Raw genomic sequence first — 13,843 nt, forward strand, 5'->3', positions numbered from 1 at the left:
AACGGACAGAACGTGCTCAGACGTCAGCTAGTTCGCCGCCGAACGCGGCGGCCAGTCGCAGCCACGGCGCGGCTTCCTCCGGCCGTCCCCGCCGTTCCAGCGTGCGCCCGAGCAGCAGGTGCGCGTAGTGCTCGACCGGGTCGCGGTCCACGATCGCGCGGAGCTGCGCCTCGGCCTTGCCCAGCTGCGCCGAGTGGTAGTACGCGCGGGCCAGCAGCAGGCAGAGGTCCGTCTGGAACGGCACTTCCTCGACGACCTCGGCGAGCAGCAGCGCGGCCTTGGCGTAGTCCTTGGCCTCGAACAGCAGCTGCGCACGCTCCCACTTGTCGGCGGCGGTCTCCACGCGAACGGTGTCGAACAGGCGGGTCGCGGTGACCCAGCGGTCCGCCGCCACCTCCCCGTTCGGCTGGTAGTCGTTGAAGTTGTCGCTCATCGAACCTCCCTTCCGGCGCGTACAACGCCGACCGGCGGGAGGTATTCCCCTCGGTCACACCTCCAGGTCGAGCGGGCGGAACTCGTGGTCCCGCCAGATCAGCCGGGACTTCTCCTCCGGGTACGGGACCACCTGGTCCACGACGTCGAAGACGCGTGTCAGGCGGTCCGAGGAGTAGGCGGGCCAGCCGGGATCGCCGGTGGCCGCGAACGCCGTCCACGCGCCGCGCAGGCGGTCCGACAGCCCCGTCGCCTCGGGAGTCACCTCGCCGAGCAGCATCGCCGGCTGGCCGCGGTCCAGGTTGCCGAACACCAGCGGCACGTCCAGGCCGTGGCACGCGCCCAGCGCGCCGCCCAGCCCGGGCGCCGGCCACGCCAGCTCGTACACGAACGCCCTGCCACCTGCCGCGACCTGCGCCTCGGCCAGCCGCAGCGACGGCATCCGGAACAGCCAGTCCGAGCACACCAGGTCGTACAGCTCGTCCGGGCCCGCGTCCGGGAAGCTCCTGCGGTAGTCCTCGGCGCTGGGCGCGAAGACGTCCAGCGCGGTCGCCGCCTGCTGGTCGGTCACCTGGCCGAGCATCCCGTCGATCATGGTGAGCAGGCGCTGCTCGTGCCGGGTGTGACCGGCGACCAGGCCGACGTGCCGCGCCGCACCCGCGGCGACCGCTTCCCACGGCGTGACCGGCAGGACGTCCCCGTCGACGACCGGCGCGAACGGGATCGGCTTGTGCGCGGCCCGTCCCCACCGCCCGGTGAACTGCCCGATCTTGGCCATGATCTCGTCAGCCGCCGTGGACAGCAGGCTTGGCTCCACAGTGGACAGTTCGCTCGGTTTCACGCCCAGTTCGGCGGCGCAGGCGTGCGCGACGTCCGCGGCCAGCTCCGGCGTGAAGAACGGGCCGGGCACGCTGCTCGCGACCGCCCGGTGGAAGAGCCCGGCGGCCCGCGGCATCGCGAGCAGCGCGGCGACCGAGCCACCGCCCGCGGACTGGCCGAAGATCGTGACGCGGCCGGGATCGCCGCCGAACGCGCCGATGTTGTCGCGCACCCACTCCAGGGCGGCGACCTGGTCCAGCAGGCCGCGGTTCGGCGGCGAGCCCTCGACGTGCGCGAAACCCTCGATGCCCACCCGGTAGTTGAACGTCACCAGCACCACGCCGTCCCGGGCGAGGCGCAGGCCGTCGTACTCGGCCAGGCCGGACGTGCCGAACACGTAGGCGCCGCCCTGGATCCACACCATGACCGGCAGGTCCGCGGCGAGATCGGGCGACCAGACGTTGACGGTCAGCCAGTCGTCACCCTCCGCGCCCACCTGGTTCATGCCGAAGGCCTGCGGTTGCGGCGGCGGTGGGCCGAACGCGGTCGCCTCCCGCACCCCGTCCCACGCCGGAGCCGGTCGCGGTGCGGCGAACCGCAGGGCGCCGACCGGGGGCGCGGCGAACGGGATGCCCCGGAAGACCGCCACGCCCGATTCGGAGGTGCCTCTGACCGTGCCACCGCTGACGCGAACCTCGACCATGGGGCGGATCGTCGTCGCCAGAGGGCGTTCGGCGCCACGGAATTTCCGTCAGGCCGTCACCACGACCTTCGCGCGGGCGTGCTCCCCCTCCACGTGCCGGATCGCGTCGGGTGCGTCGGTCAGCGGGTACGTCCGCTCGATCACCGGCACGAGCTGCCCCGACTCGGCGAGCTCCCGCAGCGCGGCCAGGTTCTCCTTGCTGGGCTTGGCTTCCAGCACCAGGAGCCGCTGCCGGGTGAACGACCCGAGCACCTTGGCCTGGACCATCAGCCGGTACGGGCCGACCAGCACCCCACCGGTGAAGGTACCTCCCCCGGACAGCACCAGCGTCCCGTCCGGCGTCAGCACACCGCGCAACTCGCCCATCGACCGGTTCCCCACCAGGTCGAAGATCAGGTCGTAGCGCTCACCACCACGGGTGAAGTCCTCGGTCCGGTAGTCGATGACGTGGTCGGCACCGACGGCGCGCACCTGCTCGACGTTGCGCGTGCTGCACACACCGGTCACGACGGCCTTGCGCGCCTTGGCGATCTGCACCGCCAGCAGCCCGACCCCGCCGGACGCGCCGTTGATCAGCACCTTCTGCCCTGCTTGCAGGTCGCGCAGGCCCATCCACGCCGTGTTGCCCGCCAACGGCAGCGTCGCGGCCTGCTCGAACGTCAGGTTCGACGGCTTGTGCTCGACGAGGTGCGCGGGCACCCGGACGTACTCGGCGAAGGACCCCTCGACCTCGCCGAACACCTCGTCGCCCACCTGCAGCAGGCCGCTCACCTCCGCCCCGACGGCCTCGATCACGCCCGCGAAGTCGAGACCGCGGATCCGCGTCTTCGGGGCGCGCAGGCCGAGGAACAGGCGCGCGAAGTACGGGTCGCCCCGCATCACGTGCCAGTCGGCGGCGTTCACCGACGACGCCCGCACCCGTACCAGCACCTCGCCGGGACCGGGCACGGGCCGTTCGACCTCGCGGAGCTCCAACACGTCCGCAGAGCCGTATCTGTCCTGGACGATCGCCTTCATCGCGGCCTCCCTCGCTCGCCGCAGAAGGTAGGCCGCGCCACGGCTTTCCCACATCAGGGACGACCCTTAGGGCGGCCACCCGATGTCACCTGCCATCATCCGGCGGGCGAAGTCCTCGGCCCGGGCGAGGTCCTTCGCCCAGCGTTCGGCCTGATCGCTGCGGAAGTCGGTCTCCCGCGGCGGGTAGTCCTCGACCTCTTCCTCCTCGTCGTCGTCCTCCTCGATCTCCACGTGGTCCAGGAACGCGACCAGCTCCACCCCGGCAGCGGGAGCAGCTCGCCCAAGGCTGCGACCCAGGACCACGGGGCCTCGCGCGGCTCGTCCGGCCAGGACGCGAGCTGTTCGTCGCAGCAGGACACCAGGTCGGGGCCGGCGGCAGCACAAAGCGCGCGGAACGCCGGTTTCGGGGGCGTTCCGCGCAGCGCTTGTTCCACTTCGGGGATCACCCGCGCAAGTCAGCGCGGCAGCTCCCCGCCCGTCTGCTCTTCGACCAGGTACTCGGCGTACCAGTCGGGCCAGTTCTCGTCGAACTCGCCGCCGTTGCGCGTCTCGTGCTCACCGTGCGCCTTCGCGGCGCGGCGCAACGCCGCGGCCAGGTCGGCGATCGACGTGTAGGACGTGTCGTCGGCGTCGACGCGGCCGGGCAGTCGGGTCGTGACCTCCTGCAGGATCCAGAGGTTGCCGTCCGGGTCGGCGAACTCGGCGCGCGAGAAGTAGCTGCGGCGCTGCGGGTCCACGCCCTCGACGGGACCGTCCGGGCCGCCGTGGTGGATCGGGCCGACCTCGATCCCGGCGGCGAGCAGCGCCTCGTGCGTCTCGACGAGGTCCGAGACGATCAGGAAGTGCCGTCCGGAACCGGGTACCGCGGTCGTGACGCCCTCACCGAAGTGGATGGAGGCGCCCGAACCGTGCGGCGTGAACTGCACGACCCACGGCGGGGTGACGTCGAGCCTCCAGCCCAGCCGGAGGTAGAACTCCTTGGCGCGCTCGACGTCCGTGACGGGGATGACGGTGACTTCGAGCTTCATGTCGATCTCGGTCAAGTTCTTCACTTCGCTACTTCCTTTGGCTGGATCACGTCGACTGCGGCCACTTGCGGGTTCGTGAAGACGACCCGCCGCCGATGACGATGGCGTCGTAGGGGTTCTTCACACCCGTCCCGGCAGGCGGGTCGTGACCTCCTGCAGCACCCAGCCGTTGCCGTCCGGGTCGCTGAACGAGGCGAACGAGCCGTAGCTCGCGCGGTCGGGGGCGGGTCCGGGCACTCGGCCGTCGGTGCCCGCGTGGTGGAAGACGCCGGTCTTGTCGTGGAAGATCTCGCTGACCTCGACGCCGCGGTCCAGCAGGTCCTCGCGGGCGGCGACGATGTCGTCCACGATCAGGTGCAGGCCCTCGGCGCTGCCCGGCTCCGCGTTCGTCACACCGCTGCCGAAGATGATCGACGCGGGTGAGCCGGGCGGGGTGAGCTGCACCAGGCGGTAGCCCTCGTCGTCGGCGAACTCGGCGTCGAAGCGCCAGCCGAGCGTCCGGTAGAAGTGGATCGCCCGGTCGACGTCGCTGACCGGGATGACCGCAACCTCGAACCTGTAGTCCATTTCCTCTCCTTCGTCGTCGATGACACGAGGTTGCTCCCGCCAGGGACCCCTTCGAACCCGTGGAACTCCCTGGTCGGTCCCTGGTGCGTAGGCTCGGGCCCGTGTCGGACGATCTCCTGGGCAGACGCGCTGAGGGCGAGACGCTGGACCGCCTGTTGACGCGGGCCAGGTCAGGCAACGGCCAGGTGCTGGTGCTGCGCGGCGAGGCCGGGATCGGCAAGACGGCGCTGCTCGACCGCGTGTCGGCGCGCGCCTCGGGGTTCCGCGTGACGCGGGCCGCGGGCGTGGAGGCGGAGAGCGCGTTCCCGTACGCGGGCCTGCACCAGCTGTGCGTGCCGTTCCTCGACCGGCTGGACCGGTTGCCCGCACCGCAACGCGAAGCGCTCGGCACCGCGTTCGGCCTTGCCTCCGGTCCCCGGCCGACGCGGTTCATGGTGGGGCTGGCGGTGCTGACGCTGCTCGCCGAGGTCGCCGACGAACAGCCGCTGGCGTGCCTGGTCGACGACGCGCAGTGGCTCGACTCGATGTCGTCCGCGGTGCTCGGGTTCGTCGCCCGCAGGCTGCTGGCCGAACGGATCGCGCTGGTCTTCGTGCTGCGCGAGGGCAACGACCACCTCGACGGGCTGCCGGAGCTGTTCGTGCGCGGCCTGGACGACGCCGACGCCCGCGCGTTGCTCGACTCGGTGATCAAGGGGCCGGTGGACGGCAGGGTGCGCGACCGGATCATCGCCGAGGCCCGCGGCAACCCGCTGGCGTTGCTGGAGCTGCCCCGCGAACTGGCCGACGGTCTCGACGCCGGGCCGCTGGCCAGCAGGATCGAGCGGAGCTTCGTCCGCCAGGTCGAACCGCTGCCCGATGACACGCGGCTGCTCCTGCTGACCGCCGCCGCCGAGCCGCTCGGTGACGCGACCCTGCTGTGGCGCGCGGCCGGACTGCTCGGGCTGGGCGCCGACCCGGCCGCGGCGGCGCTGGGCACCGGGCTGATCGAGCTCGGGGCTCGCGTGCGGTTCCGGCACCCGCTGGTGCGGTCGGCGGTGTACCGGTCGGCGTCCGCGGCCGACAGGCAGCGCGTGCACCGGGCACTTGCCGACGTGACCGACCCCGAGATCGACCCGGACCGGCGGGCGTGGCATCGCGCGCAGGGCACCGCCGCACCGGACGAGGAGGTCGCCGCCGACCTGGAGAACACCGCGTCGCGCGCCCAGTCGCGCGGCGGTCTGCTGGCCGCGGCCGCGTTCCTCGAACAGGCCGCGGTGCTCACCCCGGAACCCGGCCGCCGGGCCACCCGTGAGCTGGCCGCGGCACGCGCCAAGCGCGACGCCGGCGCACTGGACGCGGCGTTGCGGCTGCTCAGCGCCGTCGAGGCAGGCCCGCCCGACGACCGCCGCAGCGCCGAGGCCGAGCACCTGCGCGGCCACATCGCGTTCGACCGGCGCCGGGTCGCGCAGGCCGCGCCCCTGCTGTTCAGCGCGGCCCGCCGGCTCACCCCGTTCGACCCCGACCTCGCCCGCGAGACCCACCTGGAAGCGCTGTCCGCGGCGATCTGGGCCGGTTCCCCGCTCGCCGACGCCGCACGGGATGCGCCTCCCCCGCGCACTCCGCCGTGTGCGCTGGATCTGGTTCTCGAAGCCTTGACCACGCGCATCACCGAGGGCTGCGCGACGTCCGTGCCGCACATGACCCGCGCTCTCGACGAGGTGCGCACGCTGAAGGTCGGCGCCGAGGACATCAGCCGCCTGCCGTGGCTCTTCGGCAACCGCGCGGGCGGTATCCTCGCGAGCGAACTGTGGGACTTCGAGACGCGCCGCGCGTTCGCCCGGCAGCAGGTCCGCCTGGCCCGTGAGGCGGGAGCCCTGGTCCAGCTGCAGTTCGCGCTGAACTTCCTGGCGGACAACGAACTCCTGGCGGGTGAACCGGCCGCCGCGCAGGCACTGGTCGAGGAGGACCGGCGGATCTCCGAGGTCACCGGCACGCCTCCGGTCGCCTACGCGGTGCTGCTGCAGGCCGCGTTCCGCGGTGAGGACCTGGCGACCGCCGCCGGTGCGGCTGCCCGCGCGGAGGGCCAGGGCCGCCTCGCCACCATCGCCGACTGGGTGCTCGCGATCCTCCACAACGGACAGGGCCGCCACGACCTGGCCCGCGCCGCCGCGTTGCGCGTGTTCGGCACCGACACCCTGGTCTACAGCGGCCTGATCACGTCCGAACTGGCCGAGGCCGCGTCCCGCACCGGTGACCTCGCGCTGGTCGCCGAGGCGCTGGAACGTTCGTCGGATTGGGTCGACACCGCGTGGTCGTTGGGCGTCAAGGCCCGCCTGCGCGCGTTGAACGGCGACACCGCCGCCTTCGCCGAGTCGATCGGCCACTTCGCCCGCACCGGCCTGCGCACGGAACTGGCGCGCGCACATCTGCTGTACGGCGAGTGGCTGCGCCGCGAAGGCCAACGCGTCGACGCTCGCGACCAGCTCCGCACGGCCCACGAGATGCTCACGTCGTGTGGCATGTCCGCGTTCGCCGAACGGGCGTGGCGTGAGCTGCAGGCCACCGGCGAGACCGTCCGCAAGCGCACCGCCGAGCCCACCGACGAGCTGACCGCGCAGGAGTACCAGATCGCCCGGCTGGTCCGCGAGGGCTACTCGAACCCGGAGATCGGCACGCGGCTGTTCATCAGTCCGCGCACCGTGGAATGGCACCTGCGCAAGGTGTTCGGCAAGCTCGGCGTGACATCGCGCAGACAGCTCCGGGACGCAACGTTCTAGACGGTCCGCACGACAATCATGAACGTGACCGAGAGCCAGGTGTCGAACGCCGTGCACAGCGCGGTGAGCGGCCCCGTCACGCAGATCGGCACCGTCCACGGCGACGTGAACCTGCTGACCGGCGCACCCGTCCGGACGCGCTACCGGTTGCAGGTCAAGCGGATCGCGCCGCCCGAGCTGATCGACCGCGAGGACGAACTCGCCGAGCTGGCCGAGTTCTGCACCTCGGCGTCGGGCACCTACGCGTGGTGGCGGGCGAAGGCGTGGTCCGGCAAGTCCGCGCTGATGTCGACCTTCGTGCTCAACCCGCCTCCCGGCGTGCGGATCGTGTCGTTCTTCGTCACGGCCCGGCTGGCCGGCCAGAACGACCGCGCGGCGTTCATCGACAACCTGATGGAGCAGCTGCTCACCCTGCTCGGCGAGACCCTGCCGCCGTTCCTCACCGACGCGACCCGCGAGGCGCACCTGCTGGGCCTGCTCACCGACGCGGCCGAGGCGTGCCGGGACCGCGGTGAGCAGTTCGTGCTGCTGGTCGACGGTCTCGACGAGGACCGCGGGGTCCACGCCGAGTCGGACTCCTACAGCATCGCGGCCCTGCTGCCCGCCGAGCCACCCGCGGGCATGCTGGTCGTGGTCGCGGGCCGCCCGAACCCGCCGATCCCGTCCGACGTGCCCGAGCACCACCCGTTGCGGGATCCGGCGATCGTGCGCCAGCTGAAGGAGTCGCCGCACGCCGACAAGATCCGCGAGTCGATGGAGCGCGAGCTCAAGCGGTTGCTCCTCGGCAGCGAGATCGAACAGGACCTGCTCGGCCTCACCACGGCCGCCGGTGGTGGTCTCACGGCGGACGACCTGTCCGAGCTGACCCGCGAGACGCGGTGGCAGGTCGACGAGTACATGCGCACGGTGACCGGCCGCAGCTTCGCCCGTCGCGACAGCCACTACCTGCCCGGCGCCTCCCCGGACGTCTACCTCCTCGGCCACGAGGAACTGCAGGTCACCGCTCAGGACATGCTGGGTCCCGAACGGCTCGCCGCGTATCGGCGACGCCTGCACGCGTGGGCTCGCCGGCATCGCCGCGACGGCTGGCAGGGCACCGTTCCGGAGTACCTCCTGCGCGGCTACTTCGGCATGCTCACCGCCACCGGCGACGTCGGGCTCATGGTCGAGTGCGCGACCGACGCCGTGCGGCACGACCGGATGCTCGCGCTGTCCGGGTCCGACGCGACGGCGCTCGCCGAGATCGCGACCGCGCTCGACGAGGCCGCGCGCGAGCAGAGCCCCGACCTCGACGCGATGATCAGGCTCGCGATGCACCGAGACCGGTTGCTCGACCGAGGCGGGGACGTGCCGGTGGACCTGCCCGCGCTGTGGGCGTCGGTGGGCAGGGTGAACCGCGCGGAGACCATGGCCGCGTCGATCAAGAACCACGGCCGCCGCGTCGAGGCCTTCCTGCAGATCGTGCGCACGACGTACCGGAACGGGGACGCCGACCGGTCGCGGAAGCTGTTCGACCAGGCCGAAGCCGAGGCGATGACGTTCCTCGACCCCGACGAACGCAGCCCGGCCTTCGTCCGGCTCATCCAGTGCGCCGCCCAGTGCGGCCTGACGGACCGCGCGACTGCTCTGCTCGGCATCGCCGCTTCGGCGGTGCGCGAGCACGTTCCGAACGCCAACGCGCTGACCGCTTTGATGCGGTCGGCGTTCGACAGCGGGGACATCGGACTCGCGCGCCAGTTCGCCGAGACCGTCGCCCAGCCGGTCGCGCGGGTCAAAGCGCTGGCCACGCTGGCGGGCTTGACCGAGGACCTCCGTGGTGAGCTGCTCGAGCAGGCCGAAACCACTGCGGGTCAGATCCAGGAGAAGGGCGAGCGGGAGTCGGCACACGCCGTCGTCGCCCGTGCGGCCGCGGCCCTGGGAGAAGCGGATCGGGCCAGGCGGCTGAACAAGAAGCTCGGCAACTCGGTGGTCCGGTCGGAGGTGGCGCTGTCCACGGCACAGACCGCTGCCGCCGCGGGCGATCTCGGCGAGGCGACCCGGATCGCCGAGAAGCTCAGCAATCCAGTCCTGCAAGTGCGGGTGTGGCTGGCGATCGCCAGGGCCGCCGGGGCTGAGCAGGCTGCCGGTTACCTGCTCAGGGCGCGGGACTGCGCGCGTCCGGTGATGGGGATCCGATCAACGACGTGGGGCTCGCTGGTGAGGACCGCGGCGGAAGTCGGCCAGTTCGACCTCGCCGAGGAGATCGCAGCGGAGTCCGGAAACGACCACGACGACATCGCCGCGCAGATGGCGATCGTCCGTGCCGCGGCGAAGAAGGGCGACCTGGATCGCGCTGTCCGCCTGACCCGTGCCATCACCGAACCGTCCGGGTCCGCGCAGGCGTGGCTGGTGCTGGCCAGGGCGTCACCGGACCACCTCGACGAGGCCGAGACCGCCATCGCGGAGGAACCGTCGTCGACGGACCAGGTCACCAGGTGGGTGGGCCTCGCCAGGGTCGCGGCGAACGCGGGTGATGCCGAACGGGCCACGACCTACCTGGCGCACAGCGAAGCCGTGATGCGGAAGATCGTTCAGCCCGCCGGCCGCTACTCGGAACTCATGGCGCTCCGCAGGGTGGCAGCGCGAGTGGGCGACCTTCCGCGCGCACGACAGCTGACGATGTCGATGCAGCCGTTGGCCATCACCAACGCCATGCTCCGGTTGACCGTGGACGAGATCGCCACACGTCACGGCGTGTCCGCCGCCGAGACCTTCGCGGCCGGGCTGCCGGATCCGGAACGGTCCACAGGCCTGGTGCGGCTGGCAGAGGTGCTGCTGGAACGGCACGACATCGCCAGAGCGGAACGCGTGGCGGGGTTGGTCACTGACGACCGGGAGGAGAAGCGGCTCCGCGTGGCGATCGCGGTGGCCGCCACTGACGCCGGTGATCCCGATCGTGCGGTGGCGATGTTGCTCGACCACGTGGACCACTGGCGTGACTGGGCGTCGGCGGACTCCCTGATGAACAGTCTGAACCGCGCGGGCGCCCTCGACAGGATGCTGCCGCACCTGCCGGATGGTTCGCTGAAGTCCTGGATCAACCGTCAGGTCAGGAATTCGCGAGCCGTGCTGGAGTATCGGCGCATCTACGGCGAGACGGTCAGCGCGTCGTCCGAGAAGGCGTGGCTGGACAGGATCGACCGCCATGACGACGAAAAAGCCGACGCAGGTCTTCGCCGCAAACTGGCCTGGGCCGCTCGGTGCGTTGCCGCGCATCGGGCCGGTGACACCGCGGCGGTGAAACGGCTTCTGGACAAGGTCGACGATCCCGCACGGGAGCTGCCCTCCTACCTGCTCGAGCCGGTCGTCCACGTGGCGATCGAGATCGGGGACTTCGACTGGGTCGTGTCGGCCTGCCGGCACCTCGAACCAGGTGAACCGTCGAGGCAGGTGCTGACCGTGGCGTTGACCGCCGCGGCCGAGTCCGGCGACTTCGACCTGGTGCACCGCATCGCGTTCCGCGGCGACCACGACAGCAGCAACGCGGACCACATCGACGTCGTGCTGGCCGAGATCTACGTGCGCCACGGCAGGTACGAGGAAGCGGAGGAGCTGTTCCGGGACAGCGGCCCGGCCGAGGCGCGGTTGCGGGCCGCACTGGCCGCCACGACCCGCGGCGACCACGACCGGGCGCTGGAGTTCGCCCGATCGCTGCCGCCGGCGGCCCGCACGGCCGCACTTCGGTCCATAATGGATGGTGTGCTGGCCGACGGCGACCTCGAACTGGCCGTGCGGGCGGCGGAGGCGTTCAGCGAGCTGTCCGACGGGGTGCAGGCCTTCGCGGCGGTGGCACGGCAGGCCGCGCGAGCCGGTGACCGGGCCTTCGCCAAGCGGATGCTCGAACACGCCGGCACCCCTGCCGGACAGGCCGCCGTCTGGCTCGCGATCGCGGACGGCGACGGCGAGCTTCGGCGGCGGGCCGTGGCGAACGCGATCCGGCTCGCCCGGTGGCACGCCGTGGTGGAGCACGTGATCGGGGACGACAAGGCGGCCTTCGAGTCGGTCTTCCAGGAGTTCGAGGCCGTGCAGGACTGAGCTCGATGAAGGGCTCATTCATCCACCTGAGGTGCAGGAAGGAGCCCTTCATCGACGTCGGGGCAGCGCGTACCGGCTCCCGCACCGCCAGGTCCCGCACCAGCTCGAACCGGCTCTTGCCCACGAGCCCGTCCACCGCGGACCTTCAGTTGCCCGCGGTCAGCCAGTCCTCCAGGCGGGTCGGCTGCAGCTGCGCGCCCTCGTTCGGCACGAGCTGCTTGCCCGTCAGGAACGTGCCGAAGTAACGGGCCTGCGGATCACCGACGACCTCGCGCGGGTCGTTGCGCTGGGCCAGCACCGTGCGCACCCAGCCGTCGAGCGTGAGCTCCTGCGGCCCGCCGATCTCCTGTACGCCGTTGACCGGGCTGCTCGCCGCGGTCCTGGCGACGACCGCCGCCACGTCGGAGGCCGCGATCGGCTGCACACCGCCGTGCGGCAGGTGCACGACGCCGTCGGCGGTCGCCGAGTCCGCAATCGCGCCCGCGAACTCGAAGAACTGCGTGGCGCGGATGATCGAGTACGGCAGTCCGGAGGAGGTGATCAGCTTCTCCTGCGCCACCTTCGCCCGCAGGTAGCCGGAGTCGGGCAGCTCGTCGGTGCCGACGATCGACAACGCGACGTAGTGGCCGACGCCCGCCTCCTTGGCGGCCTCGGTCAGGTTCGTGGTGGCGGTGGTGAAGAAGTTCATCACGTCGTCGTCGGCGAACGACGGCGAGTTCGACACGTCGACCAGCACGTCGGCGTCCTGCAGCACCTCTTTCACGCCCTCGCCGGTCACCGTGTTGACGCCGCTGTTCGGGGACGCGGGCACGGCGTCGTGGCCGTGCTCACCGAGCCGCCGCACGACCTGGCTGCCGATCAACCCGGTGCCACCGATGACAACGATCCTCATGGTTGCAGTCCCTCTCGTGAGCCCGCACCGCGCGGGCGTTCACCAGCTAGGACAGGACAGCCCGCGCGGTTGTGACAGGCTCACCGGAACGCGGCGAGCTTCTCGGGGTTGACCAGCCACAACACCTGGTCGATGCCCTCCTCGGAGACCGTCACGGTGATCACCGCGCAGGTGTTGCCGTCCGTGCGCAACCGGACGGCGCTCTCGCCGTTCGCCTCCACGTGGTCGACCTGCGCACCGGCCCAGAATCCCGGCGCCCACGCCGCGAAGATCTTCGCCAGCGTGGCCGCGCCGAACAACGGCCGGCCGGCGGCCCGGACGGCACCGTTGTTGTCGGAGTAGCTGACCACGTCCTGCGCGAACAGCTTCTCCAGCCCGGCCAGGTCACCGGCCTGTGCGGCCGCCACGAACGCCTCCAGGAGCCTGCGCTGCTCAGCGCGTCCGACCGGCGCCCTGCGCTCGTCGGCGAGGTGCTTGCGCGCCCGGCTGACCAGCTGCCGTGCCGCGACCTCGGTGGTCCGCACGATCTCGGCGATCTCCCGGTACGGGTAGTCGAACGCCTCGCGCAACACGTACGCGGCCCGTTCGGTCGGCGTGAGCTTCTCCAGCAGCATCAGCACCGCGAGCTCCAGCACCGCACCCCGCTCGGCGCCCAGCTGCGGGTCGGCGGCCGTGTCCACCGGCTCGGGCAGCCACGGCCCCACGTACGTCTCACGGCGGGCCCGCGCGGTCTGCGACTCGTTGATCGCGAGCCGGGTGATCGCCGTCGCCAGGTACGCCTCGGGGCTGAGCACGGACGCGCGGTCGGCGAGCTGCCAGCGCAACCAGACCTCCTGCACCAGGTCCTCGGCGTCGGCCACGCTGCCGGTCATGCGGTACGCGATGCCGAACAGCCTCGGCCTGGCCGCCGCGAACGCCGACTCGGCCTGGTCGAGCTGCGGGGACATCGGCAACCCCTCTCCTCACCGCCACCCGTAGCGCTGATCACCTGGATGCGAGACTAGGCCCGTGACCACCGAACGACCCAGCCCGCCACTGCAGGGCGACGAACGCGAGACGCTGCGCGCGTTCCTCGACTACCACCGCGCCACCCTCGCGATGAAGTGCGACGGCCTGTCCGACGAGGACCTGCGCCGCCGCTCGATGCCCCCGTCCACGCTGACGCTGCTCGGCCTGGTCCGGCACATGGCGGAGGTCGAGCGCACCTGGTTCCGCAAGGTCATCAACGGCGAGGACATCCCGCTGGTGTGGTCGGACGAGAACGACTACCAGGTGGCCTACGACGCTTCGGCCTCGACGCGCAGCGAGGCGTTCGCGGCCTGGCAGAACGAGGTCGAGCACGCGCGCAAGATCGAGCGCGAGGCCGAGTCGCTCGACGTGACGGGCTACCAGCCGCGGTGGGAGGAGCACGTGTCGTTGCGGCTGGTCATGCACCACATGTGCCACGAGTACGCACGGCACAACGGCCACGCGGACTTCCTGCGCGAGGGCATCGACGGCGTCACGGGAGCGTAACGCCGTCCGCCTCAGCTGATCGATGAAGGGTCCCTTCCTC

Annotated in this window: 11 protein-coding genes; 3 read left to right on the forward strand and 8 right to left on the reverse strand. The window is 71.6% G+C overall.

Translation table 11 applies throughout. The features are described 5' to 3' along the window. Nucleotides 1–16 precede the first annotated feature (16 nt). From ABZV40_RS19985 to ABZV40_RS20010, 6 genes are all read right to left on the reverse strand, one after another. Nucleotides 17–433: a tetratricopeptide repeat protein gene (locus tag ABZV40_RS19985; RefSeq protein WP_355443240.1), complete on the reverse strand. Its 417-nt coding sequence runs from the start codon at nucleotides 431–433 to the stop codon at nucleotides 17–19. Nucleotides 434–487: 54 nt separating this feature from the next. Further along, nucleotides 488–1,954 carry a carboxylesterase family protein gene (locus tag ABZV40_RS19990; protein ID WP_355443243.1) on the reverse strand — a complete coding sequence of 489 codons (1,467 nt, stop codon included), beginning with the start codon at nucleotides 1,952–1,954 and terminating at the stop codon, nucleotides 488–490. A 48-nt stretch (nucleotides 1,955–2,002) separates the two neighbouring features. After that, nucleotides 2,003–2,971 (reverse strand): NAD(P)-dependent alcohol dehydrogenase, encoded by a 969-nt coding sequence (locus ABZV40_RS19995; RefSeq protein WP_355443245.1) that lies wholly within the window; start codon nucleotides 2,969–2,971, stop codon nucleotides 2,003–2,005. 66 nt (nucleotides 2,972–3,037) lie between these two features. Continuing rightward, a complete protein-coding gene (locus ABZV40_RS20000; RefSeq protein WP_355443248.1) occupies nucleotides 3,038–3,229 on the reverse strand; it encodes a hypothetical protein in 192 nt (63 codons plus the stop codon). A 197-nt stretch (nucleotides 3,230–3,426) separates the two neighbouring features. Beyond that, nucleotides 3,427–4,023: a VOC family protein gene (locus tag ABZV40_RS20005; RefSeq protein ID WP_355443251.1), complete on the reverse strand. Its 597-nt coding sequence runs from the start codon at nucleotides 4,021–4,023 to the stop codon at nucleotides 3,427–3,429. 96 nt (nucleotides 4,024–4,119) lie between these two features. After that, nucleotides 4,120–4,566 (reverse strand): VOC family protein, encoded by a 447-nt coding sequence (locus ABZV40_RS20010; protein ID WP_355443254.1) that lies wholly within the window; start codon nucleotides 4,564–4,566, stop codon nucleotides 4,120–4,122. A gap of 101 nt (nucleotides 4,567–4,667) precedes the next feature. Between ABZV40_RS20010 and ABZV40_RS20015 the strand changes: the two genes are divergently transcribed. Both ABZV40_RS20015 and ABZV40_RS20020 read left to right on the forward strand, forming a co-directional pair. Further along, nucleotides 4,668–7,322 (forward strand): AAA family ATPase, encoded by a 2,655-nt coding sequence (locus tag ABZV40_RS20015; protein WP_355443256.1) that lies wholly within the window; start codon nucleotides 4,668–4,670, stop codon nucleotides 7,320–7,322. Nucleotides 7,323–7,346: 24 nt separating this feature from the next. Further along, nucleotides 7,347–11,396, forward strand: coding sequence for a hypothetical protein (locus ABZV40_RS20020; RefSeq protein WP_355443259.1), 4,050 nt, complete (start codon nucleotides 7,347–7,349; stop codon nucleotides 11,394–11,396). A 145-nt stretch (nucleotides 11,397–11,541) separates the two neighbouring features. On the opposite strand, the gene ABZV40_RS20025 is transcribed toward ABZV40_RS20020, so the two are convergent. Both ABZV40_RS20025 and ABZV40_RS20030 read right to left on the reverse strand, forming a co-directional pair. Then, nucleotides 11,542–12,288, reverse strand: a complete 747-nt coding sequence (locus ABZV40_RS20025; protein WP_355443261.1) for an SDR family oxidoreductase — start codon at nucleotides 12,286–12,288, stop codon at nucleotides 11,542–11,544. Between the two features lie 80 nt (nucleotides 12,289–12,368). After that, nucleotides 12,369–13,235: an RNA polymerase sigma-70 factor gene (locus tag ABZV40_RS20030; RefSeq protein ID WP_355443264.1), complete on the reverse strand. Its 867-nt coding sequence runs from the start codon at nucleotides 13,233–13,235 to the stop codon at nucleotides 12,369–12,371. A gap of 61 nt (nucleotides 13,236–13,296) precedes the next feature. On the opposite strand from ABZV40_RS20030, the gene ABZV40_RS20035 reads away from it, so the two are divergent. Further along, entirely contained in the window at nucleotides 13,297–13,803 is a 507-nt protein-coding gene (locus ABZV40_RS20035) for a DinB family protein (protein WP_355443267.1), read from the forward strand. The last annotated feature ends 40 nt before the right edge of the window (nucleotides 13,804–13,843 follow it).

Source organism: Lentzea sp. NPDC004782 (genome assembly GCF_040609115.1).
GTDB lineage: Bacteria > Actinomycetota > Actinomycetes > Mycobacteriales > Pseudonocardiaceae > Lentzea.

Bases quoted from the DNA above. Each gene is read 5' to 3' on its own strand.
- ABZV40_RS19985 (WP_355443240.1), bottom strand. From the start codon at position 433: ATGAGCGACAACTTCAACGACTACCAGCCGAACGGGGAGGTGGCGGCG.
- ABZV40_RS19990 (WP_355443243.1), bottom strand. From the start codon at position 1,954: ATGGTCGAGGTTCGCGTCAGCGGTGGCACGGTCAGAGGCACCTCCGAA.
- ABZV40_RS19995 (WP_355443245.1), bottom strand. From the start codon at position 2,971: ATGAAGGCGATCGTCCAGGACAGATACGGCTCTGCGGACGTGTTGGAG.
- ABZV40_RS20010 (WP_355443254.1), bottom strand. From the start codon at position 4,566: ATGGACTACAGGTTCGAGGTTGCGGTCATCCCGGTCAGCGACGTCGAC.
- ABZV40_RS20025 (WP_355443261.1), bottom strand. From the start codon at position 12,288: ATGAGGATCGTTGTCATCGGTGGCACCGGGTTGATCGGCAGCCAGGTC.
- ABZV40_RS20030 (WP_355443264.1), bottom strand. From the start codon at position 13,235: ATGTCCCCGCAGCTCGACCAGGCCGAGTCGGCGTTCGCGGCGGCCAGG.